Source organism: Methylobacterium ajmalii (assembly GCF_036448855.1).
Classification (GTDB): domain Bacteria; phylum Pseudomonadota; class Alphaproteobacteria; order Rhizobiales; family Beijerinckiaceae; genus Methylobacterium; species Methylobacterium ajmalii.
Genome location: NZ_JAZFXT010000060.1, coordinates 116,979 through 142,354 on the forward strand (window position 1 = coordinate 116,979; position 25,376 = coordinate 142,354).

Annotated in this window: 19 protein-coding genes; 8 read left to right on the forward strand and 11 right to left on the reverse strand. The window is 72.6% G+C overall.

Annotated elements, in window-relative coordinates; all coding sequences use genetic code 11:
• Positions 1-41: 41 nt before the first annotated feature.
• Together uvrA and V3T34_RS24910 are read right to left on the reverse strand one after the other, a co-directional pair.
• Complete coding sequence (uvrA, locus tag V3T34_RS24905) at positions 42-3,047, reverse strand: excinuclease ABC subunit UvrA (protein WP_305077187.1); 3,006 nt, start codon at positions 3,045-3,047, stop codon at positions 42-44.
• A gap of 217 nt (positions 3,048-3,264) precedes the next feature.
• Entirely contained in the window at positions 3,265-3,729 is a 465-nt protein-coding gene (locus tag V3T34_RS24910; protein WP_091888717.1) for an Lrp/AsnC family transcriptional regulator, read from the reverse strand.
• A 165-nt stretch (positions 3,730-3,894) separates the two neighbouring features.
• On the opposite strand from V3T34_RS24910, the gene V3T34_RS24915 reads away from it, so the two are divergent.
• Positions 3,895-4,905: a 1-aminocyclopropane-1-carboxylate deaminase gene (locus V3T34_RS24915; protein WP_091888743.1), complete on the forward strand. Its 1,011-nt coding sequence runs from the start codon at positions 3,895-3,897 to the stop codon at positions 4,903-4,905.
• 308 nt (positions 4,906-5,213) lie between these two features.
• Here the strand turns inward: V3T34_RS24915 and V3T34_RS24920 are convergent, their stop codons facing one another.
• A complete protein-coding gene (locus tag V3T34_RS24920; protein WP_407942770.1) occupies positions 5,214-6,074 on the reverse strand; it encodes a glycoside hydrolase family 25 protein in 861 nt (286 codons plus the stop codon).
• Between the two features lie 202 nt (positions 6,075-6,276).
• Here V3T34_RS24920 and V3T34_RS24925 point away from each other — a divergent pair, with 202 nt between their 5' ends.
• Positions 6,277-6,720, forward strand: a complete 444-nt coding sequence (locus V3T34_RS24925) for a DUF488 domain-containing protein (protein WP_305077188.1) — start codon at positions 6,277-6,279, stop codon at positions 6,718-6,720.
• Positions 6,721-6,755: 35 nt separating this feature from the next.
• On the opposite strand, the gene V3T34_RS24930 is transcribed toward V3T34_RS24925, so the two are convergent.
• Complete coding sequence (locus V3T34_RS24930; protein ID WP_305077189.1) at positions 6,756-7,859, reverse strand: glycosyltransferase family 4 protein; 1,104 nt, start codon at positions 7,857-7,859, stop codon at positions 6,756-6,758.
• Positions 7,856-8,737, reverse strand: a complete 882-nt coding sequence (locus V3T34_RS24935) for a UDP-2,3-diacylglucosamine diphosphatase (RefSeq protein ID WP_060846524.1) — start codon at positions 8,735-8,737, stop codon at positions 7,856-7,858. Before V3T34_RS24935 ends, V3T34_RS24930 begins: the two co-directional genes overlap by 4 nt.
• Positions 8,738-8,999: 262 nt before the next feature.
• Here V3T34_RS24935 and V3T34_RS24940 point away from each other — a divergent pair, with 262 nt between their 5' ends.
• The 4 genes from V3T34_RS24940 to V3T34_RS24955 all read left to right on the forward strand — a co-directional run bounded on the left by V3T34_RS24940 (position 9,000) and on the right by V3T34_RS24955 (position 12,432).
• On the forward strand, positions 9,000-9,983 hold the full coding sequence (locus tag V3T34_RS24940) for a DMT family transporter (RefSeq protein WP_091888721.1): 984 nt from the start codon (positions 9,000-9,002) through the stop codon (positions 9,981-9,983).
• Between the two features lie 138 nt (positions 9,984-10,121).
• Positions 10,122-10,835: a thiamine phosphate synthase gene (gene thiE, locus V3T34_RS24945; protein ID WP_305077190.1), complete on the forward strand. Its 714-nt coding sequence runs from the start codon at positions 10,122-10,124 to the stop codon at positions 10,833-10,835.
• 40 nt (positions 10,836-10,875) lie between these two features.
• Positions 10,876-11,676 (forward strand): bifunctional hydroxymethylpyrimidine kinase/phosphomethylpyrimidine kinase, encoded by an 801-nt coding sequence (thiD, locus tag V3T34_RS24950; RefSeq protein ID WP_305077191.1) that lies wholly within the window; start codon positions 10,876-10,878, stop codon positions 11,674-11,676.
• A 135-nt stretch (positions 11,677-11,811) separates the two neighbouring features.
• Positions 11,812-12,432, forward strand: a complete 621-nt coding sequence (locus tag V3T34_RS24955; RefSeq protein WP_060846520.1) for a helix-turn-helix domain-containing protein — start codon at positions 11,812-11,814, stop codon at positions 12,430-12,432.
• Between the two features lie 220 nt (positions 12,433-12,652).
• Here V3T34_RS24955 and V3T34_RS24960 read toward each other — a convergent pair whose 3' ends face one another.
• The 5 genes from V3T34_RS24960 to V3T34_RS24980 all read right to left on the reverse strand — a co-directional run bounded on the left by V3T34_RS24960 (position 12,653) and on the right by V3T34_RS24980 (position 17,898).
• A complete protein-coding gene (locus V3T34_RS24960; protein ID WP_060849285.1) occupies positions 12,653-13,264 on the reverse strand; it encodes an ABC-type transport auxiliary lipoprotein family protein in 612 nt (203 codons plus the stop codon).
• 122 nt (positions 13,265-13,386) lie between these two features.
• A complete protein-coding gene (locus V3T34_RS24965; RefSeq protein ID WP_305077192.1) occupies positions 13,387-14,466 on the reverse strand; it encodes an MlaD family protein in 1,080 nt (359 codons plus the stop codon).
• Between the two features lie 158 nt (positions 14,467-14,624).
• Positions 14,625-15,404, reverse strand: a complete 780-nt coding sequence (locus V3T34_RS24970; protein ID WP_407942772.1) for an ABC transporter ATP-binding protein — start codon at positions 15,402-15,404, stop codon at positions 14,625-14,627.
• Between the two features lie 90 nt (positions 15,405-15,494).
• Complete coding sequence (locus V3T34_RS24975; protein WP_060849283.1) at positions 15,495-16,625, reverse strand: MlaE family ABC transporter permease; 1,131 nt, start codon at positions 16,623-16,625, stop codon at positions 15,495-15,497.
• 106 nt (positions 16,626-16,731) lie between these two features.
• A complete protein-coding gene (locus tag V3T34_RS24980; protein WP_305077193.1) occupies positions 16,732-17,898 on the reverse strand; it encodes an MFS transporter in 1,167 nt (388 codons plus the stop codon).
• 178 nt (positions 17,899-18,076) lie between these two features.
• Between V3T34_RS24980 and V3T34_RS24985 the strand changes: the two genes are divergently transcribed.
• Both V3T34_RS24985 and V3T34_RS24990 read left to right on the forward strand, forming a co-directional pair.
• Positions 18,077-18,928 carry a hypothetical protein gene (locus V3T34_RS24985; protein WP_236012462.1) on the forward strand — a complete coding sequence of 284 codons (852 nt, stop codon included), beginning with the start codon at positions 18,077-18,079 and terminating at the stop codon, positions 18,926-18,928.
• A 139-nt stretch (positions 18,929-19,067) separates the two neighbouring features.
• Positions 19,068-19,508 carry a DUF1489 family protein gene (locus V3T34_RS24990; RefSeq protein ID WP_091888731.1) on the forward strand — a complete coding sequence of 147 codons (441 nt, stop codon included), beginning with the start codon at positions 19,068-19,070 and terminating at the stop codon, positions 19,506-19,508.
• Between the two features lie 373 nt (positions 19,509-19,881).
• Here V3T34_RS24990 and V3T34_RS24995 read toward each other — a convergent pair whose 3' ends face one another.
• On the reverse strand, positions 19,882-25,347 hold the full coding sequence (locus tag V3T34_RS24995; protein ID WP_331369308.1) for an apolipoprotein A-IV repeat region-like domain-containing protein: 5,466 nt from the start codon (positions 25,345-25,347) through the stop codon (positions 19,882-19,884).
• Positions 25,348-25,376 lie beyond the last annotated feature (29 nt).

Consider the following 25,376-nt stretch of genomic DNA (forward strand, 5'->3'; position numbering starts at 1 on the left):
CAGGTTCATGGGTGTTTTGCCGGAGAACGGGCCGCCTGAGGCTACTCGGCGGCTTGCTTGCCGGGCGCCTTCCGGTTGGCCTGCTTGCCGGGAGCGGCCTTGTCGGCGACGGCTTTGCGCGGCGACGCCGCCGGGCGGCGGGCCAGGACCTCGCGCAGGAACCGGCCGGTATGGCTCGCCGCCGATTCGGCGATGGCCTCGGGGGTCCCTTCCGCCACGATGGTGCCGCCGCCGTCGCCCCCCTCGGGGCCCATGTCGATCACCCAGTCGGCGGTCTTGATGACCTCGAGGTTGTGCTCGATGACGACGACGCTGTTGCCCTGGTCGACCAGCTCGTGGAGCACCTCCATCAGCTTGGCGACGTCGTGGAAGTGCAGGCCGGTGGTCGGCTCGTCGAGGATGTAGAGGGTGCGGCCGGTGGCGCGCTTCGACAGCTCCTTGGAGAGCTTCACCCGCTGCGCCTCGCCGCCCGACAGCGTGGTGGCCTGCTGGCCGACCCGGACGTAGCCGAGGCCGACCCGGGCCAGGGTCTCGAGCTTCTCGCGGATCGCCGGCACCGCCTTGAACAGCTCGGCCGCCTCCTCCACCGTCATGTCGAGCACGTCGGCGATCGAGCGCTCGCGGTACTTCACCTCCAGGGTCTCGCGGTCGTAGCGCTTGCCCTTGCAGACGTCGCAGGTGACGTAGACGTCGGGCAGGAAGTGCATCTCGATCTTGATGACGCCGTCGCCCGAGCAGGCCTCGCAGCGCCCGCCCTTGACGTTGAACGAGAACCGGCCGGGCTGGTAGCCGCGGGCCTTGGCCTCGGGCAGGCCGGCGAACCAGTCGCGGATCGGCGTGAAGGCGCCGATATAGGTCGCGGGGTTCGACCGCGGGGTGCGGCCGATCGGCGACTGGTCGATGTCGATGACCTTGTCGAGATGCTCCAGCCCCTCGATCCGGTCGTGCGGTGCCGGGTGCTCCATCGCGCCGTTCAGCTTGCGCGCCACCGCCTTGTAGAGCGTGTCGACGACGAGCGTCGACTTGCCGCCGCCCGACACCCCGGTGATGCACGTGAAGGTGCCGAGCGGGATCGCCGCGGTCACGTCCTTCAGGTTGTTGCCGCGCGCGCCGACGAGGCGGAGCATCTGCGGCTCGGGCTCGCCGGCCTTGGCGGCCGGATTCCGCTTGGCCTTGCGGCGCATCTTCGGCACCCGCACCGACAGGGCACCGGTGAGGTACTTCGCCGTCAGCGAGTTCGGGTCGGCGAGCAGCTCGGCCGGCGTGCCCTGCGCCACGATCTGCCCGCCATGGATGCCGGCGCCGGGGCCGACATCGACGACGTAGTCGGCCTGCAGGATCGCGTCCTCGTCGTGCTCGACGACGATCACCGAGTTGCCGAGGTCGCGCAGGCGCTTGAGCGTGCCAAGCAGCCGCTCGTTGTCGCGCTGGTGCAGGCCGATCGAGGGCTCGTCGAGGACGTAGAGGACGCCGGTCAGCCCCGAGCCGATCTGCGAGGCGAGCCGGATGCGCTGGCTCTCGCCGCCCGACAGCGAGCCGGAGCCGCGCGCGAGCGTCAGGTATTCGAGCCCGACATCGACCAGGAAGGTCAGCCGGTCGCGGATCTCCTTCAGGATGCGGGCCGCGATCTCGTTGTGCTTCGCGCTCAGGTGCCCGGGCAATTCGCCGAACCAGCGATGGGCGTCCCGCACCGACAGCACCGTGGCGTCGCCGATGTCGGAGCCGGCGATCTTCACCGCCAGGGCCTCGGGCTTCAGCCGCTTGCCGCCGCAGGCCGAGCACGGCGTCTCGGCCATGAACCGGCCGATGTCCTCGCGGGCCGCGTCGCTGTCGGTCTCCTTGTAGCGCCGCTCCAGGTTCGGGATCACGCCCTCGAACGGCTTAGAGACCTCGTAGGCGCGAAGCCCGTCGTTGTAGGCGAAGCGCACCTCGTCGCCGTCCGAGCCGTAGAGCACGACCTGGCGGGCAGCCGCGGTGAGCTTCGACCACGGCGTGTCGGTGCGGAAGCGGTAATGACGCGCCAAGGCCTCCAGGGTCTGGCCGTAATAGGGCGAGGTCGATTTCGCCCAGGGCGCGACGGCGCCGCGCGACAGGCTCAGGGCCTCGTCGGCGATGACCAGCGTCGGGTCGATCCGCATCTCGTGGCCGATCCCGCCGCAGGTCGGGCAGGCACCGAACGGATTGTTGAAGGAAAAGAGTCGGGGCTCGATCTCGGGAATCGTGAAGCCGGAGACCGGGCAGGCGAAGCGCGACGAGAAGGTGATCGGCTCGGGGGACGCGCCGTCCTCGGGGGCATCCGCGAACGACACGACCGCGATGCCGTCGGCGAGCTCCAGCGCGGTCTCGAACGAATCGGCGAGCCGCGAGGCCATGTCGGCCCGCACCACGATCCGGTCGACCACCACGTCGATGTCGTGCTTGAGTTTCTTGTCGAGCTTCGGCACGTCGTCGATGGCGTAGTACTCGCCGTCGATGCGCAGTCGCTGAAAACCCTTCTTCTGGAACTCGGCGATCTCCTTGCGGTACTCGCCCTTGCGGCCGCGCACCACGGGGGCCAGCAGGTAGAGCCGGGTCTTCTCGGGCAGCGCCAGCACCCGGTCGACCATCTGGCTGACGGTCTGGCTCTCGATCGGCAGGCCGGTGGCCGGGGAGTACGGGATGCCGACCCGCGCCCACAGGAGGCGCATGTAGTCGTAGATCTCCGTGACGGTGCCGACCGTCGAGCGCGGGTTCTTCGAGGTGGTCTTCTGCTCGATCGAGATCGCCGGCGACAGCCCGTCGATCTGGTCGACGTCGGGCTTCGACATCATCTCGAGGAACTGGCGCGCATAGGCCGAGAGCGATTCGACGTAGCGGCGCTGCCCCTCGGCATAGATGGTGTCGAAGGCGAGCGACGACTTGCCCGATCCCGATAGGCCGGTGAACACCACCAGCCTGTCGCGGGGGATCGTCAGGTCGACGTTCTTGAGGTTGTGCTCGCGGGCGCCCCTCACCGAGATCACGCGGGTCTCCGCGGAACGGTCGAAGAGCTTGTCGAGAGAGGCCATGCGGGAAGGCTCCGGGCCGCCAGCGACGGGGCGCGGCTAGGCTTGATGGGACCGGGGACCGGCCGGGAGCCCGCGGGGACGAGAACCCTGTCGACCGTGATGGTGACCAGATGGGGCCGCCCTGACGGATAACCAGATGGGGCTCCCGGGGCGGGGCGCCGGGCAAGTCTTCGTTTACGATTAGAACAAACTGCGTACAGCGGCAACCGCCGCGATCTCACAGGCTGAGCGGCGCGTTGTCGACCACCTCCTTCATGACGAAGAAGGTCCGGGTCTGGCGCACGCCGGGCAGGGCGATCAGCGTCTCGCTGTGCAGCCGGTTGAAGTCGGCCATGTCGGAGACGCGGATCTTGAGGAAGTAGTCGAAGTCGCCGGCGACGAGGTGGCAGTCTAGCACCGTCGGCATGGCGAGCGCCGCCGCCTCGAAAGCGGAGAAGCTCTCGGGGGTGGACCGGTCGAGGACCACGCCGACGAGGACCAGCGAGCCGCGCCCGACCTTCTCGGGCGCCACCACGGCGCGAACGCCGCGCAGGTAGCCGTCGTCGAACAGGCGTTGGGTGCGGCGGTGGCAGGTCGCCGGGCTGGTGTTCACGCGCTTGGCGAGCTCGGCGTTGCCGATGCGGCCATCCTCTTGCAGGAGCCGGAGAATTTTCAGGTCGATGCGGTCGAGGCCGTCCGCCATGGAAGATCCTTCCGTTTCGTCGCTTCTGCGTGAACGTCTCTAGCACGAAGCTTGGCTTTCGCCTTCCGTCGTTGCAGCGAGACGGGTAAGTTCGAGAGCACCTTTCATGCGATCGCGGCTAGGATGAAGGCGCTTCCACTGAGGACCCCGGCGATGATTCCTTCGATGCTGTCGCAGTTCGAGCGCTACCCCCTGACCTTCGGGCCGACCCCAATCGAGCACCTGCCGCGCCTGACCGCGCATCTGGGCGGCGACGTGCAGATCTACGCCAAGCGCGACGACTGCAACTCGGGCCTCGCCTATGGCGGCAACAAGCTGCGCAAGCTCGAATACATCGTGCCGGACGCGATCGCCTCGGGCGCCGACACGCTGGTGTCGATCGGCGGCGTGCAGTCGAACCACACCCGCATGGTGGCGGCGGTGGCGGCCAAGATCGGCATGAAGTGCCGGGTGATCCAGGAAGCCTGGGTGCCGCACGAGGACGCGGTCTACGACCGGGTCGGCAACATCATGCTGACGCGGATCATGGGCGCCGAGTCTCAGCTCGTGGATGACGGCTTCGACATCGGCATCCGCGACAGCTGGAAGCAGGCGATCGAGGACGTGAAGGCCAAGGGCGGCAAGCCCTACGCGATTCCCGCCGGCGCCTCGGTGCACAAGTTCGGCGGCCTCGGCTATGTCGGCTTCGCCGAGGAGGTGCGCCGGCAGGAGGCCGAGATGGGCCTCCACTTCGACTACATCGTGGTCTGCACCGTCACCGGCTCGACCCACGCCGGCATGCTGGTCGGCTTCTCGGCGGACGGCCGCGCCCGCAACGTCATCGGCATCGACGCTTCCTGCACCCCGGCCCAGACACGGGCGCAGGTGCTGGAGATCGCCCGCAACACTGCGGCTCTGGTCGGGGCCGGCGAGATCGTCGCCGACGACGTGGTGATCAAGGAGGACTACGCCTATCCGGTCTACGGCGTGCCCTCGAAGGAGACCGTCGAGGCGATCCGCCTCGCCGCCCGGCTCGAGGCGATGATCACCGACCCGGTCTACGAGGGCAAGTCGATGCAGGGCATGATCGACCTCGTGCAGAAGGGCTTCTTCCCCAAGGGCTCGAAGGTGCTATACGCCCATCTCGGCGGCGCACCGGCGCTGAACGGCTACAGCTACACGTTCCGCAACGGGTGAGGCGGCGAGGGTTTGTTCGACATCGTCTCGCTCGTCGAACAAACCCCGGACCTGCCCACCTCCGCGTCATCCCGGGGCCGCGCAGCGGAACCCGGGATCCACAAACGCTGACGGTTCAAGATGAAGCGGGACGCAATCCGCCTCGTCCTCCAGCCTCGGCGGTCATGGATCCCGGGTTCCCGGCTGCGCCGAGCCCCGGGATGACATCGAGGGCTTCAGTGGGCTTGCGAGAACTCATCGGCTCCAATGAAGAAGCCCGGTCGCTCGTCGCGGACCGGGCTTCCTCGTTGCCAGTACTCGGTCCAGCGTCACTTGTCGGTGCACAGCCCCGCGGCCGAGAGCCGGCGGTGGTTGCGGGGGTCGCAGTCGGTGGCCAGGAACGAGGCCCATTCGGCCTTGGTGCCGTAGAAGGCGTTGCGGTCGACGTCGCCGCGCACGCCCGGCACCCGGCCGGTCGAGGTGAACTGCCACAGCATCCAGTCGCGGTTGACGTAGCGCTGCTCCGGCTCGGCCGCGGTGGAGCGCACCCAGTGCGGGTAATCCGGCAGCTCACCCTCCAGCACGTCCTTGTGGAAGGTGATGTCGGTGTAGATGATCGGCCGCTTGCCGGTATAGGCTTCCATCTCCCGCAGCATGTACTCGGTCATGGCGAGCGCCTGGGCCTTGGGCAGCTTCTTGGGGCAGAGCTGCGAATGGCCGTTCCACTCGACGTCGAGGACCGGGGGGAGGGCGGTCGGGTCGTTGGGGACGTTGCGCTTGAACCAGTCCATCTGGTCCTTGGCCGAGCGGCACCAGAACACGAAGTGGTAGGCGCCCCGCGGCACGCCGGCCCGGCCGGCCCCGTCCCAGTTCTCGCGGAACCGGTCGTCGACGTGGTCGCCGCCCTCGGTCGCCTTGATGTAGGCGAACTGGGTGCCGGCGCCCTTCACCGAGGTCCAGTCGATCGGGCCCTGCCACTTCGAGACGTCGATGCCCTGGATCGGGTGAAGCTTCGCCTTGGCGACGCCCGGATGGGGCTTCGCGTCGCCCTTGGTCGGGTAGAAATCGGCTCCGCCGCCGGCGCAGGCCGCCAGCGTCGCGAGGCTCGCCGCCGCGAGCGCGCGCCTGCCCCACAGGACGCCGCGCGACAGGACGGAGGACCACGGGGCGGAGGGGATCGTCGACTCCATCGGCATCGGGGCGCGGCCTGACTTCACGCTGAACACTATGGATATTCGATGCGGTAGGGCCGGTTAATGGAAGCTTGACGGAATTGGGACGGAATTTCGAAACCCGTGGCGCCAGCGCCACATAGGCCTAGGCCGCGGCTCGTCGCGGCCTTCACCGTCGGGCATAAGCCCCGGCAGGGACTGGGATTTGTCGAGACGCCGCATGGACAAGGTTCTGTTTACCATCGGGTACGAAGGCGCCGATACCGAGCGTTTCGCCGCGGCCCTGCGCGGTGCCGGGGTGGCGACGCTCGCCGACGTGCGGGCGGTGGCGGCCTCGCGCAAGCGCGGCTTCTCGAAGAGCGCGCTCGCCGCCGGCCTCACCGAGGCCGGGATCGGCTACCGGCACCTGCGCAGCCTCGGCACGCCGAAGGCCGGCCGCGAGGCCGCCCGCGCCCACGACGCCGCGCTGATGCGCCGGATCTACTGCGAGGAGGTGCTGGAGACCGGCACCGGCCAGGCCGCCCTCGACGAGCTGGCGGCCTTGGCCGAGGCCGGGCCGACATGCCTGCTGTGCTTCGAGCGCGACCCGGAGCGTTGCCACCGGCGGGTGCTGAGCGAGCGGCTGGCGGGGAGGGGTTTCGAGGTGGTCGATCTGTTCGCGTGAGGCGGCCGGGTCCGATCGCTTCGGAAACGGCTTGGTCAGCCCTCGCCGACCCGCGGCAGGGAAGCGGGCGCCTCGCCCGGCAGTGGCAATCCGATGCGCCGGCGTCGCCGCTTCGTCGCGCCCTCGGCATGGGCGGCCTCGATGTTGCCGTAGAACTGGTCGGCGCTCGCCTCCCAGGTGTAGCGCAGGGCCTCCGTCCGGCAGGCCTCGCGGGGGATCGCCAAGGCCGCCCGGGCGGCTGCACCAAGGTCGTGGTCGAGGACCCCGACGCTCGTGCCGCCGATCACGTCGAGGGGGCCGGTGACGGGATAGGCGGCGACCGGCAGGCCGCTCGCCAGGGCTTCCAGCAGCACGATGCCGAAGGTGTCGGTCAGGCTCGGGAAGACGAAGACGTCGCAGGCCGCGTAGACCCGGGCCAGGGCCTCGCCGGTGAGCGTGCCGAGGAACCGGGCGGTGGGATCGACGGCGGAGAGCCGGGCCCGGTCGGGTCCGTCGCCGACGATGAGCTTGGTGCCGGGCAGATCGAGACGCAGGAACGCCTCGACGTTCTTCTCCACCGCGAGCCGACCGACGAACAGGAAGAACGGGCGGGGCAGGCCGGCGAGCGCGTCCGGCGCCGCCTCGCCGTCGCGGGGGCGGAACAGCTCGGTGTCGACGCCGCGGGTCCAGCGCATCAGCCGGGTGAAGCCGCGCCCCGACAAATCGCGCTCGAGCGAGGGCGTGCTCACCATGGTGCCGCTCGCCGCGCCGTGGAAGCGGCGTAGCCAGGCGTAGCTCCAGCGCTCCGGCACCGGCAGGCGGGCGGCGAGGTACTCGGGAAAGCGGGTGTGGTAGCTCGTGGTGAAGGGCCGGCCCTGCGCCAGGCAGACCCGGCGGGTCGCGAGCCCGATCGGCCCCTCGGTGGCGATGTGGACGTGGCTGGGCGCCAGCGCCGGGAACCGCCGCGCGACGCCGCGGGCGGTCACCAGCGACAGCCGGATCTCGGAATAGCCCGGCAGCGGCACGCTGGCGAAGTCGAGCGGCGTCAGCATCACCGGGTCGTGGCCGCGCCGGCGACCCGCCGCGACCATGTGCTCGAGGGAGCGGACGACGCCGTTGACCTGGGGATGCCAGGCATCGGTCGCGACGAGGAGCCTCACGCGACGGCCCGGGTGTTCACGATCGGATGCTCCGGCATGGAGCGGGCGGCGGGCGCCAGTTCCTCGACCGGGGCGAGCGGGCGGCTGCGGGAGGTCAGCGGCACCGGCGCCTCGGCGCTGGCGCGCTTCCAGTCGGCGAAGCGGATCACCTCCATGGTGCCGTCGTAGTGCTCGACCACCGCCGTGCAGGATTCCACCCAATCGCCGGTGTTGAGGTAGTGCATGTCGCCGACCATGCGGCTCGCCGCGTGGTGGATGTGGCCGCAGATCACCCCGTTCGCGTCGGCCCGGCGGGCCTCGGCGATCAGGAACTCCTCGAACCGGCCGATGAAGTTGACGGCGTTCTTCACCTTCAGCTTGGCCCAGGCCGACAGCGACCAGTAGGTCAGGCCGAGGCGCCGGCGCACCCAGTTGAGGTGGGTGTTGACGAAGAGCGCCGCCGTGTAGGCGCCGTCGCCCAGCAGGGCGAGCCAGCGGGCGTGGCGCACCACGAGATCGAACTGGTCGCCGTGGATGACGAGGTAGCGCTTGCCGTCCGCCGCCTCGTGCAGGACCTGGTCCTGGATCTCGATGCCGCCGAAATGCATGTCGAGGAAGTCGCGCAGGAACTCGTCGTGGTTGCCCGGCACGTAGACGAGGCGAGACCCTTTTCGCACCTTCCGCAGCAGCTTCTGCACGACGTCGTTGTGCGATTGCGGCCAGTACCAGCCGGAGCGCAGCTTCCAGCCGTCGACGATGTCGCCGACCAGGTAGATTTCGTCGGCGTCCACTTCCCGCATGAAGTCGAGCAGTAGCTCGGCCTGGCAGCCCTTGGTGCCCAGATGGAGGTCCGAGAGGAACAGGGTTCGCACGCGAAGCGCGTCGGCATCCTCGGCCACGTGCAATCTCCTTGGCGGCGTCTCGCGCCAGCCAAACCCCATTCGCGTATCACTTTGATGACGCGCGGGCAGAGCGTCGAACCTCGGCCGGGGATGCAGGCCGAGATTCGTTTGCGGAGACTTAAAGACGACCATGCGGATCGCGCAGGTCAGCCGCTCGGGGAGGCCTCTACCTCGGCCGTGCCGATTCGTGGTTCTGACAGGACGCCGCGATCGACGCGACCGTGCCTTCCCCGCTCCGCCAAGAAAAAGCGCCCCGCCCATGGCAGCCCCCCTCGTCGTCCCCGGCCGGTCGGTCACCGGAGCTGGCGCGTCGGGGCGCGGTGCCGCCCGGCCCTATCTCGGCATCGGTCTCAAGGTCCTGTCGGCGCTCGCCTTCACGCTGATGTCCGCCGGCGTGAAGACCCTGGCGGACCGGTTCCCGACCGGCGAGATCGTGTTCTTCCGCTCCTTCATCGCCATCGCGCCGCTGCTGGTGTGGCTGCGCTGGCAGGGCGGCGTGATCGAGGCGGTGCGCACGCAGAACCTCAAGGGGCACATGCTGCGCAGCATCATCGGCGCCTGCGGCATGTTCGCGGGCTTTGCCGGCCTGTCCTTCCTGCCGCTCTCCGACGCGGTGGCGATCGGCTACGCCTCGCCGCTCCTCGTCGTGGTGCTCGCGGCCATCGTGCTGCGCGAGAAGGTCCAGGCCTATCGCTGGGCCGGCGTCAGCGTCGGCTTCCTCGGCGTCCTGATCACGCTCGCCCCGCATCTCGAATTCGGCGGCGCGGGCGGGGGCGGCACCACCGGCGCGCTGTTCGCGATCCTGGCGGCGGCCTGCTCGGCGGCGGCCACCATCCAGGTGCGCAAGCTCACCGGCACCGAGCGCACCGGCGCCATCGTACTGTACTTCTTCCTGTTCACCTCGCTGCTCGGCCTCTCGACGGTCGTGCTCGGCTGGAAGATGCCGGGCTGGACCGACCTCGCGCTGTTCGTCGTCGTCGGCGTGCTCGGCGGCATCGGCCAGATCCTGCTCACCGAGAGCTACCGCCACGGCGACGCTTCGCTGGTCGCGCCCTTCGAGTACACCACGATGCTGTGGTCGGTGCTGATCGGCTGGTTCGTGTTCGGCCAGCTGCCCACCGCCTCGATCGCGCTCGGCGGCGGCATCGTGGCGGCGGCCGGCGTGTTCGTGGTCTGGCGCGAGCGGCGCCTGGTGGTCGAGCGGGCCCGCGAGGCCGCGGCTGGCGGGGCCCGGGCGGGCTGAGGACCCGGCGAGCCGGGTGCCCGTTGACGCCCGCGCTCGCCCGCCCTTACTCCGGGAGAAACGCCACGACGGCTCTCGCCCGATAGGAATGCCCGCCATGTCCGCACGCCGCCCCACGCCCAGCGCGGGAACCCGCCCGTGAGCGCCGGCCCGGCATCCGTCCCGGCCGCCACCGTGCCGGTGGACCTGCGGCTCTACGGCCTGCTCGATGTCGGGGTCTGCGGCGGCGACGCCGGGCACCTCGCCCGGATGGCGGCCGAGGCGGCGGCCGGGGGCTGCACCCTGCTGCAATACCGCGAAAAAACCATCGCCAACGCGCGCGAGACGGTGGAGCGGCTGCGCCGGATCCACGCGGCGCTCGAGGGCACCGGCGTGCCGCTCCTCGTCAACGACCGGGTCGACCTGGCGCTCGCCGTGGGCGCCGAGGGCGTGCATCTCGGCCAGGAGGACATGCACCCAGCCGACGCCAAGCGCCTTCTGCCGCGCGGCGCGATCGTCGGTCTCACGGTCAAGAATGCCGCCCAGGCCGACGAGCTCTATCGCCTGCCGGTCGACTACGCCTGCATCGGCGGCGTCTTCTCCACCACCAGCAAGGACAATCCGGACCCGCCGGTCGGGCTCGACGGGCTCAACCGCATCGTCTTCCGGGCACGGCTCGCCCGCGGCGCCACCCTTCCGGTCGGGGCGATCGCGGGCATCGACCGCAGCAACGCCGCCGCGACGATCGGAGCGGGCGCCGACGGGATCGCGCTGATCTCGGCCCTGTTCGGCACCGGGCAGGACGTCGAGGCAAGGGCCCGCGACCTGCGGGCGGTCGTCGACGGCGCTCTGGCGGCCCGGGGGGCGGCATGATCGGACTTTGGTCGATCTTCGGCACGATCGGAGAGAAAGCATGATCGCCGTCACGATCGCGGGCTCGGATTCCGGCGGCGGCGCCGGCATCCAGGCCGACCTCAAGACCTTCTCGGCGCTCGGCGTCTACGGCGCCAGCGTGATCACCGCGCTCACCGCCCAGAACACCCGCGGCGTCCAGGCGATCCACGACGTCGAGCCGGAATTCGTGGCGCGCCAGATCGAGAGCGTCTTCACCGACCTCGACGTGAAGGCGCTGAAGATCGGCATGCTGTCGCGCAGCCCGACGATCGCGGCGGTGGCCGAGGGCCTCGCCCGCCACGCCGCCGGCCTGCCCCTGGTGCTCGACCCCGTGATGGTGGCCACGAGCGGCGACCGGCTCCTCGCCGACGATGCCGTCTCGGCGTTGCGGGCCAAGCTCGTGCCCCACGCCGCGGTGCTGACCCCGAACCTGCCCGAGGCCGCCGTGCTCCTGGGGGAGGGGATCGCGGAGACGGAGGCCGCGATGCTGGACCAGGGGCGGCTCCTCCTGGCGCTCGGGCCGCGCGCCGTGCTGATGAAGGGCGGCCACGGCACCGGCGCCGAGAGCGTCGATCTCCTGGTCGGACCGGGCGAGGCGGTGCTGCGGCTCGCCGGACCCAGGATCAAGACCCGCAACACCCACGGCACCGGCTGCACCCTGTCGGCGGCGCTCGCCGCCGGGCTCGCCCGCGGCCTGCCGCTGCCGGAAGCCGCCCGCGCCGCCAAGGCGTATTTGAGCGCGGCGCTCGCGGCGTCCGGCCAGCTGCGGATCGGCCACGGCAACGGCCCGGTCCACCACTTCCATGCGTGGTGGAACTGACGCCCGTCCCGTAAGAAACACCCTGCGCGGCCCGATGGACCCTTGCGTGCTCCCGGCGATTGCGTTTGATGGAGCGTACGGGCGTTCGGTATGCGGAACGCCCGGCGGTGATCCAGCGGGGTTCGGGGGCAGGCGATGGGCGTCGAGCGGGGGCGGGAGCGCACCAAGGACCTGTTGACCGGGGCGCAGGTGCTGTCGGGTCAGCTCGGAAAGACCATCCAGCGGCTGCGCAAGGCCTACAACCTGTCGCTGTCGGAACTCGCCGAGCAGTCCGGCGTCGCGAAGTCGATCATCAGCCAGATCGAGCGCAACGAGACCAACCCGACGCTGGCGACGATCTGGCGCCTGAGCCAGGCCCTCGACGTCTCGATCGAGCGGGTGCTCGCCACCGGCGACGAGGAGCCCTTCATCGAGAAGTCCTCCCGGGCCGATACGCCGATCCTCGTCTCCGACGACGGCCGGATGCGGCTCGCGATCGTCGGCTGGATCAAGACCGTCGAGTGGCTGCAATGGTACGACCTCTCGGCCGATCCGGGCGGCGTGCTCGATTCGGATGCCCACCAGCGCGGGTCGGTGGAATCCCTCTCGGTCCTCGAGGGCGAGTTCGAGGTCGACGTGGCCGGCGCGGTGCAGCGCGCGAGGGCCGGCGAGACCCTGCGCTACCGCTGTGACCGTCCCCACACCGTGCGCTGCGTCAGCGAGACGACCGGGCGCGCCATGATGGTGGTCATCATGAAGGCGGCCGTGATGGAGTGACCGCACGAACCGTCGGTCGATTCTGCCGGCGGATATTCGCGGGACGCCACCGGATCGGCGGGAAGACCTGGACGGCGCGGGCGAACTTCCGAGCCGCCCGTGCTCGCCGCCACCGACTTCCGCCCGCGGATGAATTTCCGGTCGAATATCGCCGGCCTCGCCTCCCGCCCGACGAGGCGGGCGGCACCGCCTTCATCGCCCCGGGCGCCGGACGGCGTCGTCAGGCCGCCGTGCCGACCCACCGCACGATGTCGGCGAGCACGGTCGAGAGCGCCCGGTCGAGCCCGTTCGCCGCGACGCCGGCATTGACCTCGGCGACGGGCACGCGGGCCTGGAAGATCCGGGCGGCCACCACCTTGCCGGTGGCGTCGGCGACGAGCTTGGCCGAGATGTCGACCACCGCCTCGCGCGAGCCTGCCGCGATGTCGAAGGCGCGGATCTCGGTCACCAGGATCGTGTCGGCCACGACCTTGTCGCCGGGTCGGCTCACCGAGCGCAGGCGGCCGGTATTCTCCAGGCTCTGGACCAGGCGGGCCTGCATCAGGCGAGGCAGGCGATCGGCCCACTGGCCGCCGCCGAGGAACGACAGCGAGCCGCCGGCTTCGCGCACGATGATGCGGTCGGCCTCGAAGGGCTGGAGCCCGACCGGCTCCGCCACCACGATCGAACGCCGCGCCGCGCCCCCGCGGGCCGCGCCCGGGAGGGCGGTGAGGTCGAAGGTCGTGGGCACCGCACCGCTGCCGCAGGCCCCGACGGCGAGCGCCAGGAGGGCGGCGAGGACCGGGCCGGACCGGCGGGCGCGGCGGGAAACCGGGGAGGCCGTGATCGTCATGGCGGCGAGGGGACCGAGGACGGGGTGGGCCGGAACCGGCCCGGAAGCGTGACCGAACATGCCCGGACAACGCGCGGGCCCGCGCGCGGGTGCAATGCCCGCGATGCTGCACGGCAACATGGTCAGCGACCGTTGTATTCCGGCAACGTCGGCTTGCCGCCGAAGATCACCTGGGACGGGTCGCGCTCGATGTTGCGCACGGCGTTGTTGAGGGTGTTGAGGGTGCGCTGACCGTCGGTCGAGAGCGATTGCACCTCGCGCCGCCCGGCGCCGCTGAGGCGGCTGACGCTCTGGGTCAGGGTGGCCGTGCGCTTGTCGAGGTTCTCCGACATGGTGCGGAAGGCGCGGCCGGCATCGCGGATCGAGACCGCGGCGTCGCGGACCTCGGCGAAGGTGCTCTTGCCGGCATCCCCCGAGGCCGAGCCGAGGAAGCCCTCGGCGCCCTTTAGCACGGCGTCGAGCCGGTCGGCGGAGGCGTTGAGCTTGCCGGCGAGCGTGCGGGCATCGTGCACCCCGGCCTGCACGTCCGGCGAGGCGGCGGCGAGCGCGGTCGAGAACCGGTCGACGTTGTCGATGAGGCTGGCGAGCTTGCGCCCGTCCACCGCCTTGGTCAGGGCGTCGAGGGCCGGCGCGCTGTCGCCGAGCGTCTTCGAGAACCGCTCGACGTTGGCGAGCGTCCGGTTGATCGCGCCCTCGTTGCCGGTGACCACCCGGTCGAGGCGCTGGAGCATGTCGTCGGCGCGCTGCGCGATGGTGCGGGCGGCCGCCATCAGGTCCTGGATGTCGGAGGCGTCGGCATAGATCGTCGGGACCGGGTCGTCCTTGGTCGGCGCCAGCTGCGGCGCGTCGGCGCTGCCCCCGACGAGGGCGATCGACGCCACGCCGGTCAGCATGGTCATGTCGAGGCGCGCGCGGGTGTCGACGCGCAGGGGCGTGCCGCGGTTGACCTCGACGATCGCCGTCACCCGGCGCGGGTCCTGCGGCAAGAGCCGCACATCGGTCGCCTCGCCGACCCGGATGCCGTTGAAGGTGACGACCGCCCCCTTGGCCAGGCCCCCGACGCCGCCCGAGAACACGATGCGCACCGGCATCCGGGCCTGGTTCGACGAGGACCCGCGCAGCCAGAACGCGAAGGCGAAGCCGAGCGCGATCACCGCTAGCGTGAAGGCGCCGATCAGGACGTTGTTGGCGCGGGTTTCCATGCCTTAACGGTTTCCATGCGCGTGCGGGGTAAAGGCGGGGGCCGGCAGGGACGGGGCGAGGAGCCCGCGAGCCGGATGCTCCCGAGCGGGCATCGCGGCGCAGCCTGACGAGAGAAGCTTAAGCGGGCCCGGGCGGCGGGCGGGTGCGGCATCGCACATCAGGCGACGCCCTCCACGATTCCGCGGGATGACGGCGCTTCCGGCACCATGATCGAGCGGGCGCGCTTGCCGTGGAAGTAGGAGCGCAGCCAGGGATGGTCGGAGGCGAGCATCGCGTCGATCGGCCCCTCGGCGATGATCTGGCCGTCGCCGAGCGCGGCGATGCGGTCGCAGGCGGTGTAGAGGCTGTCGAGGTCGTGGGTCACCATGAACACGGTGAGCCCCAGCGTGCGTTGCAGCGTCGCCACCAGCTCGTCGAACTCGCCCGCCCCGATCGGGTCGAGGCCGGAGGTCGGCTCGTCGAGGAAGAGCACCTCGGGGTCGAGGGCGAGCGCCCGGGCCAGCGCCGCGCGCTTGATCATGCCGCCCGACAGCTCGGAGGGCAGCTTGTCGGCGGCGTCGGGCTTTAGGCCCACCATCTCGATCTTGAGCCGGGCGAACTCGTCGAGCAGGCGCTCGGAGAGCTTCAGGTGCTCGCGCATCGGCACCTGGATGTTCTGCTTGACGGTGAGCGCCGAGAACAGCGCGCCCTGCTGGAACAGCACGCCCCAGCGCCGCTCGATCACCCGGCGCTGGGCGAGGGTCAGGCGGTCGACGTCCTCGCCGAAGACCTCGATCGTGCCCGAGCGCTTCGGCACGAGACCCAGCAGGGTGCGGGTGAGCACCGACTTGCCCTGGCCGGAGGGCCCGACGAAGCCGAGGATCTCGCCGCGACGGATGTCGAGGTCGAGCCCCTTCAGCACGGTCCGCTCGCCGAACGCGACCACGAGGTCGCGCACGCGGATCAGCGGATCGTGCGCGCCGGGCAGGCGGCCGGGAGCGGCCGACGGGGCTGTATGGGGATGGTGCAAGGGAAAGGCTCGCCTCGCTCAGAAATCGATGGCCGCGAAGAACACCGCGAAGAGTCCATCGAGGACGATGACCATGAAGATAGACTTGACGACTGAGGCAGTGACGTGGCGGCCGAGCGATTCGGCCGAACCCTCGACCAGGAATCCCTCCACCGAGGCGATGATGCCGATGATCAGCGCCATGAACGGCGCCTTGATCAGGCCGATCAGGACGTGGCGCAGCCCGATCGCGTTCTGGAGCCGGAACGCGAAGGCCTCGAGGGAGAGCCCGCCATAGAGCCAGGAGGTCAGCGCGCCGCCGGCGAGCGCCGCGAGGTCGGCCAGGAAGGCCAGCATCGGCAGCGCCACCATCAGGGCGATGATCCGCGGGACGATCAGGATCTCGATCGGGTCGAGGCCCATGACGCGCAGGGCATCGACCTCCTCGCGCATCCGCATCGAGCCGATCTCGGCCGTGAAGGCCGAGCCGGAGCGCCCCGCCACCATGATCGAGGTCAGCAGCACCCCGAGCTCGCGCAGCGACAGGATGCCGATCATGTTGACGACGTAGCTCTGGGCACCGAAGCGCTGGAGCTGGATGATGCCCTGCTGGGTGACGATGCAGCCGACCAGGAAGGCGATCAGCATGATGATCGGCGCGCCGCGCAGGGCGATCTGCTCGACCTGGTTGATGAGCGCCGGGCCGCGGAAGCTGCGCGGCCGGGCGAGCACCCGCAGGCAGCCCGCCACCACCTCGCCCAGGAAGGCGAGGCCGGCCAGCCCCTGATGGCCGAGGCTGCGCACGCCCGAGCCCAGGTTCGCCACCGGATCGAGGGGGTGGAAGCGCCGGGCGCGCGCCGACGGCGCGGCCTCCCGGTAGGCGACCTCGCGCAGCAGGATCAGGTGCTCGGGCGAGGCCCCCGCATAGGCCGTGCCGTCGGGCAGGGCCGCGCGGGTGCGCTCCAGCACCCAGGCGCCGAGCGTGTCGAGGCGCGACAGGCCGGAGAGATCGATGATCAGGGGTGCGCCGGCGGCGCCGGCCAGCATCGCGGCGGCGGCGCCCTCGACGGCGGGCGCCTGGTCGGCGGTCCAGCGGCCGGTGAGGCGCGCGGCGAGGCCGTCGCGGACGCGCTCGAGCGCGGCGTGGGCCGGTTCGGCCCCCCGCGTCATCGGTTCGGTCGGCACGGGCCGGCCTCCCTCGTTCGCCACAGATCCCCTCGGGCCGGTCCTATACCCCGGCCTGCTAACAATTCGCAAACCATCGGAGCCGGCGGGCTCACCGCCGTGCCGCCCGCACCGCCGCGAGCGTGAAGACGAGGCCGAGGCCCGCCACCGGCAGCATCAGCCCGAAGGCGAGCGTCCCGCCGCCGGCCCGGTAGGCCGCGCCGCTCGCCAGCGTGGCGGAGGCCGAGGCGAGGGCGGCGCAGGCGGCGTAGGTCCCTTGCGCGGCGCCGCGGCCGCCTTCGGGGGCGAGGCGCGACAGGGCCGCCATGACGCCGAGCTGCGTCGCCCCGAAGGTGAGGGCGTGCAGGGCCTGGAGCGGCAGCACCAGGGCCGGCAGGCCGGCGGCAGCGAGGAGCCCGCCCCAGCGCAGGAGCGCGGCGAGCGCCCCCAGGGCGAGCAGACGGAACGGCGCGTCGCGCAAGTACGGGACGCGTCCGGCGACCGCGAAGAACCCGATCTCGGCGACGACGCCGACGCCCCAGGCGATCCCGGTCTCGGCCGGCGACAGGCCGAGGCCGACCCAGTGGATCGAGCCGAAGGCGTAGACGGCGGCGTGGCTCGCCTGGATCGCCGCGCCGGCCGCGATGGCGAGCCACAGGGCGGCGGGCAGGCGCACCCGGCCGGCGGCACGGCGGGCCGGAGCGGACGCGGTCTCGCGGCGCAGCAGCAGCACGGCGCCGCAGGCGGAGACGAGCTCGAGGGCCGCGAGGAAGCCCGGGATGCCGCCCGTGCCGACGAGGCCGAGGAGCCAGCCGCCGAGGAGCGTCGCGGCCAGGAAGCCGAGCGAGCCGCCGAGCCGGATCCGGGCGTAGTCGAGCCCCGGCCGGCGCCGCACCGCCGCGAGGCTCTGGTAGTCGAGGCAGGGCACGAGCGACGCGCCGGCGACGGCGTTGAGGACGATCACCCCGGCGAGCGCAAGCCAGGACAGGGAGGCCGCGAGCGGCATCAGGGCCCAGGTCGCGGCGAGGCCGAGGCTGCCGGCCACCATCAGGGTGCGGGGCGGCACGCCCCGGTCGATCAAGCCGACGAGCGGCGCGGTCGCGACGATCCGCACCAGGATCGGCAGGGCGACGAGGGCCCCGATCAGCTCGGGCCCGAGCCCGAGGCCGGCGAGCCAGAGCGGCAGGAACGGCATCGCCACGCCGATTCCGGCGAAGACCGCCGCGTAGAGCAGGGCGAGGCGCAGGCCGTCGCGGGGGGAGGGCGGGGGGACCGTCACGGAAACCTTTGGGCGGCGGGACCGAATCAGCCGCCCCGGGGCGGGCCTGGCGTAAGCCGCCGTTAACGCCGGGATGTCAAGCCTTAACGACGACACGCCTGATCGGGCGACGCCGCGCCGGCCGATCCGGCGGGCGATTGACAGGGCAGGTGAGATGGCCGGGACTCCTTCGCTCCCCATGCCGCGGGAAGAGTACGACGTCATCGAGGGCGCGATGCTGGAGACCGCGCGCGGGCGCTGGTTCCTAGGCGAGTTCGCGCGGCGCAACCGCCACGCCGATACCGACGTGCTGCTCCAGGCGATCGGCCGGATCGAGACGGTCGTCACGGCCGAGCGCGGCCCGCCCGGGATGGAGCGCCTGCGCTTCGACCTGATCGAGATGGCGAAGGCGATCAGCCGCACCAAGTCCGAGATCGCGGCGATCCATACGCCCGACCACGACCAGAGCCAGCTCGGCGCCGCCTCCGAGGCCCTCGACGGCATCGTGCGCACCACCGAGCGCGCCACCTCCGACATCCTGCAGGCCGCCGAGGAGGTCCAGGAGGTCGCCTGGACCCTGCGCGAGACCGGCGCCGAGAGCGCCGTCTGCGACCGCCTCGACCACAACGCGACGCAGATCTACACCGCCTGCTCGTTCCAGGACCTGACGGCGCAGCGCACCAGCCGCATCGTCAACACCCTGCGCTACCTCGAGCAGCGCCTGATCGCGATGATCGAGATCTGGGCCAGCGAGGACGATCCGCCGGCCCAGGCCGGGCAGCGCGCCGAGATGCCCGAGACCGCCCTCGACCAGGACGACGTCGACGAGATCGTCGCAACCGGGCGGGGCAGGGGACGGGAGGCCGACGCGGAGGAGGCCGAGCCCGCGCCGCGGCTGCGCCTCGTCGAGCCCGCGCTCGCCGACGACGACATCGCCTTCGTGCCGGTGCGCGAGGAGGCGGCCCCTGTCGACGAGACGGTCGACCTCGCGGACGCCTTTGCCGAGATCGACGACCTCGCGGTCAACGAGAAGCTCGCCCGCTTCACCTGAGCGGTGGCGCCGCCCCCTCTCGACACGCGGCCGTCAGCCTCGCGGCGAGAGCCCGGCTCTCGCGGCGAGTGCGCTGCCCTCGCGGCGCCACGATCGCCGCGCAGGGAGCCCGCGCCCCAGCTCCCCATCCCAGGCCGCGATGTCCCTGCATCTCCTCAAGCTCTGCGTCGGCTGCGAGTCCATCGCCGATCTCGAGGAGTGGATCGCCGCGCGCCGGGCCGAGGCCCTGCGCCAGGGCCGCCCGCCCGAGCAGGCCCACATCACCCGCATGGTGCCCAAGCGCGGCGACGAGATCGTCGGCACCGGCTCGCTCTACTGGGTGATCCGCGGTCTCATCGCCTGCCGCCAGCCGGTGCTGGCGATCCGCCCGTTCACCGACGCCGAGGGCGTCGGCCGCTGCCGCCTCGTCCTCGACCCGGCGGTGACGCCGGTCGAGCCCCGGCCCTGCCGCCCGTTCCAGGGCTGGCGCTACCTCGCCCCCGCCGACGCTCCCCGCGACATCTCCCGGAGTGCCGCCGGCGACCTCGCGGCGATGCCGGAGTCGATGCGGCGGGAACTGGCCTCGCTCGGGCTGCTCTGACGGAACGCCGACGGCCGCGGACGCACGTCATCGATCCCGGCCCCGCCGGTCCGATCGGGCAGGGCCTTCACCGCGAGTTTCGATCCGAAGCACGGCCAGCGTCGCGCCTCCCGACGGATCGTCGGTGAGACGCGAAGCCTGCGCCGTCGAAGCCCCACCGGCGCCGACCGCACCCGCGGCGGTGTCCGGCCGCCTCGCGGGCGGGCACGGAGCCATCGGCGGCCGCAGTGTCGGCGAACGCCACGATTGATTTTCCCCGAGGCCACATCGCCGGCTAGCGCGAATCCCAAGGACCGAATCCCGACGAAAAAGACCCCTCCGACCCGGGTAAGGGCCGGAAGGGCCTGTTCGCATCGGAACGGGAGGGGGCGCGTCAGGCGCCCTCGAACCGTCCGCTGGCATGGGCGAGCATCGTGTAGACCTTGCCGCTCTCCGAGGTGAGGTAGGCGTTGGCCCGGCGCGGGTCCTGGTCGGTGCGGGAGACCTCGCCGAGCAGGCGTTCGAACTCCCGCACGTAGTGGTCGACGGTCCGGCGGAAATCCGGCTCGGCGCGATAGCGGCGATGGATCTCGTCGAAGGTCCGCTGGCCCTCCGCCGTGTAGAGGCGGCGGGTGAACAGGTTGGTCTCGCCGCGCCGGTAGCGCTCCCACAGATCGACCGCGGCCGGATGCTCGATCATCCGGGCGATGTTGCTCGAGATCGAGTCGATCGCCGCGGCGCCCGCGTCGTCGGCGGATCCGCCGGCCCTGGCCGTCGCGGCCGATCCGATCGCCGATCCCTTGCCCTTCTCGCCGGCCTTGTCCGCGCTCTTGTCCCCGGTCCTGGCGAGCGGCGGCACGTCCTCGTCGTCGTCCAGGGAGGCGCGCGAGAGGAGGTCGGAGAGCCAGCCGCCGGAGCCGTTGCGGCCTTGTGCGTCGCCGCCGGTGCGGGCCGCAGCCTGCGGCGCGGCCGGACGGTTCTGCCCCGCCGGGGCCTTGCCGGCGTCGGCCGAAGGCCGGGCCGTCGCGATCGGCGGCTTGACGGCGGGCGCCTGGGCCTTGGCCGGCGGAGCCGCCGGCTTGGGAGCCTGCGCCGGAGCTTGGGCCGAAGCTTGGGCCGCGGGCGTCGCGGCCTGCACCGGCGCCTTGGCGACGGTCGGCTGCGGCCGCGGGGCCGCTGCGACCGGAGCCGCGGGCTTCGGTGCCGGTGCCGCCGGGGCGGCGGCCGAGGCGGAGCGGCCGGCCTCGGCGACGCGGGGCTGCGTCACGTCGACCGAACGCGGCGAGCGCTGGACCAGGGCCGAGAGCTCGTTCAGCGCCTTGATCTGCTCGGCCACCACCCGGCGCATCTCGCCGGTGGCGTCCTGGGCCTCCTGGGGGATGGAGGTCACGCCGCGCTGCAGGTCGCCGCGGATCTCCTCCAGGGTCTGGCGGATCTCGCCCGCCATGGCGCGCATCGACTCGACCGTGCCCTGGAAGCGCTCGGCGGCATCGCCGAAGGCGGTCCGCATCTCGCCCGAGGCGCCCGCCACGGCCTGGCGGACCGTCTCGGCCGCCCGCTCGCCCTCCTGGCCGGTGCCGGCGCGCAGGCGCTCGAACGCCTCCGTTACCGCGCTGCCGGCCTGGCGGGCGCCGGTCTCGATCTCGCGGCCGAGCGCCTGGGTGCGGGCCTCGATCGTCTTCAGGGTCGCCTCGACCCGGGCGCCGACGCCCTCGGTGGCGGCCGCGAGGGCTGCCGAGCGGGCGTCGATGCTGCCCAGCAGGGTGTCGATCTCGGCCCGGCGCTCGCCCAGCGCGGCGCTCACCCGGCCCTCGGCGCCTTCCAGGGCGCCGGTGGCGGCGGTGAGGTCGCCAATATGCTGGCGGGCGGTCTCGGTCAGGGCCTTGCCGCGGGCGTCCAGCGTCGCGGCGAGGCCCGCGGCCTGGCGCAGGGCACCGGTCGCCGCGCCCTGGAGCGCGCCGACCTGCTCGGCGACCCGGTCCGAGGCCTTGGCCGTCTCGGCCGCGATCTCGGAGAGCGCCGCCTGGATCTCCTGCACCCTGCCCGACAGCCCGCCCTCGATCGCCGAGAAGCTCTCGTCCGAACGGCCGATCAGCTCCTGCAGCGCGCCGCTGGCCGCCTCGATGCGGCCGACCAGGCCGCCGAGCTCGCCGCCCAGCCGCTGGTTGACCCGGTTGAGGGCCTCGACCGCCCGGGCCGCGCCCTCGTCGGCCGACCGGCGCAGGGTCTCGGCTGCCTCGCGGGAGAGGGCCGCCAGGGCCTCGGCCCGCTCGGCGAGGTGCACGGCCGCACCGCCCATCCCCTCGGTCACCGCCCGCTCCAGCGCCTCGCTGCGCTCGGCCAGGACCGAGACCAGCTCGCTGCCGGGGCCCTCGACCAGGCCGCGCAGCTGCGCCACCTGGCGGTCGAGCCCGTCGACCGTCTCGCCGCTCGCCGCCAGCGCCGCCACCAGGGCGTTGCCGCGCTGGTCGATGGTCCGGTGCAGCGAGGCGGTGGTCGCCTCGAGGCGCTGGCCGAGCGCGCCGCCGCGCTCGTCGACGATCTGGCGCAGGGCCTCGACCCGTTCGGCGAGGTCGCGGTTGAGCTCGCCGCCGCGGCCGTCGATCGCTTCGGACAGCTCCTTGGCGGTCTCGGCGAGCGCCCGGGTGAGGGTGGTCCCGCGCTGGTCGATCAGCGTCGCGAAGGCCGCGGCGCGGCGGTCGAAGCCCGAGCCGAGCTGGGCGCTGCGCTCGTCCATCGCCGCGGCGAGGGCCGCGGCGCGCTCCTGCACGGCCGCCGCGAGGGCCGCGGAGCGCTCGTCCATGACGCCGTGCAGGTTCGCCACCCGCTCGTCGAGGGCGGCGGTGAGGGCCGCCGTGCGGGCGTCGACCAGGGCCGCGTAGGCGTCGCTGCGGTCATCGAAGGCGTCGGCGAGCGCCTCGCCGCGGGACGCCACCAGGGCCGCGAAGGCGCGCATCCTGCCGTCGATGCGGGCCGTGAAGGCGGCCGAGCGCTCGTCGACGCTGCCCGACAGGGCCTCGGTGCGGGCCTGCATCAGGGCGGCGAGCTCCGCCGCCTTGGCGTCGACCAGGGCGCCGAAGGCGTGCGCCCGCTCATCGACGGTACCGCCGAGGAGCGCGAGCCCGTTCTGCAGGCGGTCGGACACCGCCTCGCCGCCGGCCTCGAGCTGGCGGGAGAGGGCTTCGACCTGCCCGCCGAGCACCGCGTCGAGGGCGGCGCGGCTGCGCTCGAGGGCGGAGGACAGCTCCGCCACCCGGTCGTCGAGCAGGGCGGTGAGCGCCGCGCCGCGGCCATCGAAGGTCTCGGCGAGGTCGGCGTTGCGGGAATCCAGCAGGCCGGCGAGCGCGTCGCCGCCGCTGCGGATCGTGGAGGCGAGCACGTCGATGCGCTCCTGGACCCGCCGGGCCAGCACGTCGCCGGCACCGGTCAGCTCGGCGAGCGCCCGCTGGCGGCCGTCGATCAGGCGCACGAGGTTGCCGCCGCCCTGCTCGATCGTGCCGGCGATCGCCGCCTCGCGCTCGGAGAGCAGGGCCGCCAGGGCCTCGACGCGCTCGCCGAGCGTCCGGGCGAAGGCGTCGCGGTGCTCGTCGAGGGCGTCGCCGAGGCCGGCCTCGCGCTCGGCCAGCAGGCCGGCGACAGCCCGGGTGCCGCGGGACACGGCGTCCTCCAGGGTCGCGACGCGGGAGTCGAGGAGGCCGGCGACCTCCTCGCCCCGGGCGGCGATCGTGCCGGCCAGGGTCTCGCCGCGGCGCTCCAGGCTGGTCTCGACGGCCTGGGCGCGCATCTCGATCAGCGCGTCGAGGTCGGCGAGTGCCGCGTCGACCCGCCCCGAGAGGTGGGTGCCGCCGGCCTCGGCCGCCGCCGCGAAGGCGTGGGTGCGGGCGTCGATGAGCCCGGCCAGCGCCTGGGCCCGGGCCTCCACCGCCTCGGCGAACGCCGCGCCGCGGCTCTCGACCAGGTGGTCGAGGGCGGCGAGGCGGTCGTCGAACAGGCTGGAGAGGGCATGGGTGCGGGAATCGAGGGTGCCGACCGCCCGGCCGACCCGCTCCTCGAGGGTCGAGGCCAGGCTGTCGCCGCCCTCGGCGAGCACGCCGCGCAGGGTGCCGACCCGGTCGTCGAGCAGGCCGCGCACGGCGACGGCCCGCTCCTCGAGCGCGTCGTGCAAGGCGCGGATCCGGTCGTCGAGCCCGGCCTGCAGCGCCTCGGAGCCGCCGTCCAGCAGGCTGCGCATCGTCGCGGCCTGCTCGTCGATGAGGTGGCCGAGCGCCCGCAGCCGCTCGCCGAACAGGCGATCGACCACGGCCTCGCGCTCGTCGAGGAGCGTCGCCAGCGCGGTCGAGCGGTCGCCGAGCGCCGTCTCGAGGCGGCCGGAGCCCTCCGCGAGCACCCGGTCGGCCTCCTCCACGGTGCCCTGCAGGGCGGCCAGCACGGTCTCGCCGCGCTTGCCGATGAGGTCGGAGAGGGCGAGGCCGCCGCGGTCGAACAGCCGCGCCAGCTCGGTCATGCGGTTGGCCAGCGTGCCGAACATCGCCCGGCCGCGCTCGTCGATCTCCTGGGACATCGCGGCGATGCGCTCGTCGACGAGGGCCGCCAGGGTCTCGGTGCGGCCGTCGAAGGCGGCGCGGATCGCGTCGGCCTGGGTCGCGAGGTCGCGGCTCGCCTCGCCGCTGTGGCTCTCCACGAAGGTGACGAGTTCGCGGGTGCGGGCGCCGAGCTCCTGATCGAGGCCGCGGGTGCGGGCCTCGATCAGCCGCAGGGCCTCCTCCGCCTTCACGCCGAAGGTTTCGTCGACGATCCGGCCGCGCTCGTCGAGGGTCTGGGCCAGGCCCTCGAGGCGGGCGATGACGCGGTCGTCGAATCGGGCGGCGCCGGCATCGAGCGAACGGGTCAGCTCCTCGGTGCGGCGGCCGAGCTCGTCGCCGATCTCGTCGACGCGGGCGGTCAGGGCGTCGCTCATCGCCTGGCTGCGGGCCGTGATGGCGCGCGCCAGTTCGTCGGCGCGGCCGTCAAGCGCCTGGGCGACCTCGCGGCCGCCCTCGGCCATCACCCGGGCCATCTCGCCGGCCCGCACGATCAGGGCCTCGTTCAGCGCCGTGGCGCGGGCGCCGATATGCTGGTCGACATGCGCCACCATGGTGCTGAAGGTCGCGCCGATCTCGGCGGTGCGCTTGGCCGAGCGGTCCTCGAGCGCGCCGAGTTGGGCCTCGACGGCCTCCCGGGCCTCGCGGGTACGCTCCGCGATGGTCTCGGCGACGGCGCGGCCCTGGACCGTGATGAGGCGGTCCATCTCCTCCAGCCGCCCGGCGACGCTCTGCGTGAGGTCGTGGGTGTCGCGGGAGATGCGGTCGGCCAGGATGTCGCCGCGGGCGATCGCGTCCTGGAGCGCCGCGAGGCGGTTCGTCAGCACCTCGTCGACGGCGCGGCCGCCGGTCTCGGCGGCGCTCGCCAGCGCGGTACCGGTCGTCTCCAGCGCCTCGTTGACGCGCGCGCCCTGGCTCGCCACCGCCACGACGATGTCGCGGCCGGCCGCGGTCAGGCGGGTCTGCGCCTCGTCGGCGTGCAGGTCGATCATGTCGGTCAGCGCGCGGCTGTGGCCGTCGAAGGCCGCACCGACCTCGGCGAGGCGGGTGTCGAGGTCGCCCGCCGCGCTCTCGGCGGCGAGCGCCAGCGCCGCCGATACGTCCTCGGCCTGGCGCGTCAGGTGCTCGACCGCGGCGCGCAGGGTCGCCCCGGTGGCGTCGGTGCGCTCCGCGACGAGGCGGCCGGCCTCGTCCGCCGCCGCGGCGAACGCCGCGGTCGCTGCCAGCGTCCGCGCGTCGAGCGCGCCCGTCGTCCGCTCGGCCGCCGCCGCGATCGCCAACGCCGCTTCCTCGGCCCGGCCCGCCAGAC

Excerpts from the sequence above, each read along its gene's own strand:
- V3T34_RS24965 (WP_305077192.1), bottom strand. The coding sequence starts at position 14,466 with ATGGAAACCCGCGCCAACAACGTCCTGATCGGCGCCTTCACGCTAGCG.
- V3T34_RS24910 (WP_091888717.1), bottom strand. The coding sequence starts at position 3,729 with ATGGCGGACGGCCTCGACCGCATCGACCTGAAAATTCTCCGGCTCCTG.
- V3T34_RS24975 (WP_060849283.1), bottom strand. The coding sequence starts at position 16,625 with ATGACGCGGGGGGCCGAACCGGCCCACGCCGCGCTCGAGCGCGTCCGC.
- V3T34_RS24925 (WP_305077188.1), top strand. The coding sequence starts at position 6,277 with ATGGACAAGGTTCTGTTTACCATCGGGTACGAAGGCGCCGATACCGAG.
- thiD (WP_305077191.1), top strand. The coding sequence starts at position 10,876 with ATGATCGCCGTCACGATCGCGGGCTCGGATTCCGGCGGCGGCGCCGGC.
- V3T34_RS24985 (WP_236012462.1), top strand. The coding sequence starts at position 18,077 with ATGCCGCGGGAAGAGTACGACGTCATCGAGGGCGCGATGCTGGAGACC.
- V3T34_RS24990 (WP_091888731.1), top strand. The coding sequence starts at position 19,068 with ATGTCCCTGCATCTCCTCAAGCTCTGCGTCGGCTGCGAGTCCATCGCC.
- V3T34_RS24960 (WP_060849285.1), bottom strand. The coding sequence starts at position 13,264 with ATGACGATCACGGCCTCCCCGGTTTCCCGCCGCGCCCGCCGGTCCGGC.
- V3T34_RS24955 (WP_060846520.1), top strand. The coding sequence starts at position 11,812 with ATGGGCGTCGAGCGGGGGCGGGAGCGCACCAAGGACCTGTTGACCGGG.
- V3T34_RS24940 (WP_091888721.1), top strand. The coding sequence starts at position 9,000 with ATGGCAGCCCCCCTCGTCGTCCCCGGCCGGTCGGTCACCGGAGCTGGC.
- V3T34_RS24915 (WP_091888743.1), top strand. The coding sequence starts at position 3,895 with ATGCTGTCGCAGTTCGAGCGCTACCCCCTGACCTTCGGGCCGACCCCA.
- uvrA (WP_305077187.1), bottom strand. The coding sequence starts at position 3,047 with ATGGCCTCTCTCGACAAGCTCTTCGACCGTTCCGCGGAGACCCGCGTG.
- V3T34_RS24920 (WP_407942770.1), bottom strand. The coding sequence starts at position 6,074 with ATGGAGTCGACGATCCCCTCCGCCCCGTGGTCCTCCGTCCTGTCGCGC.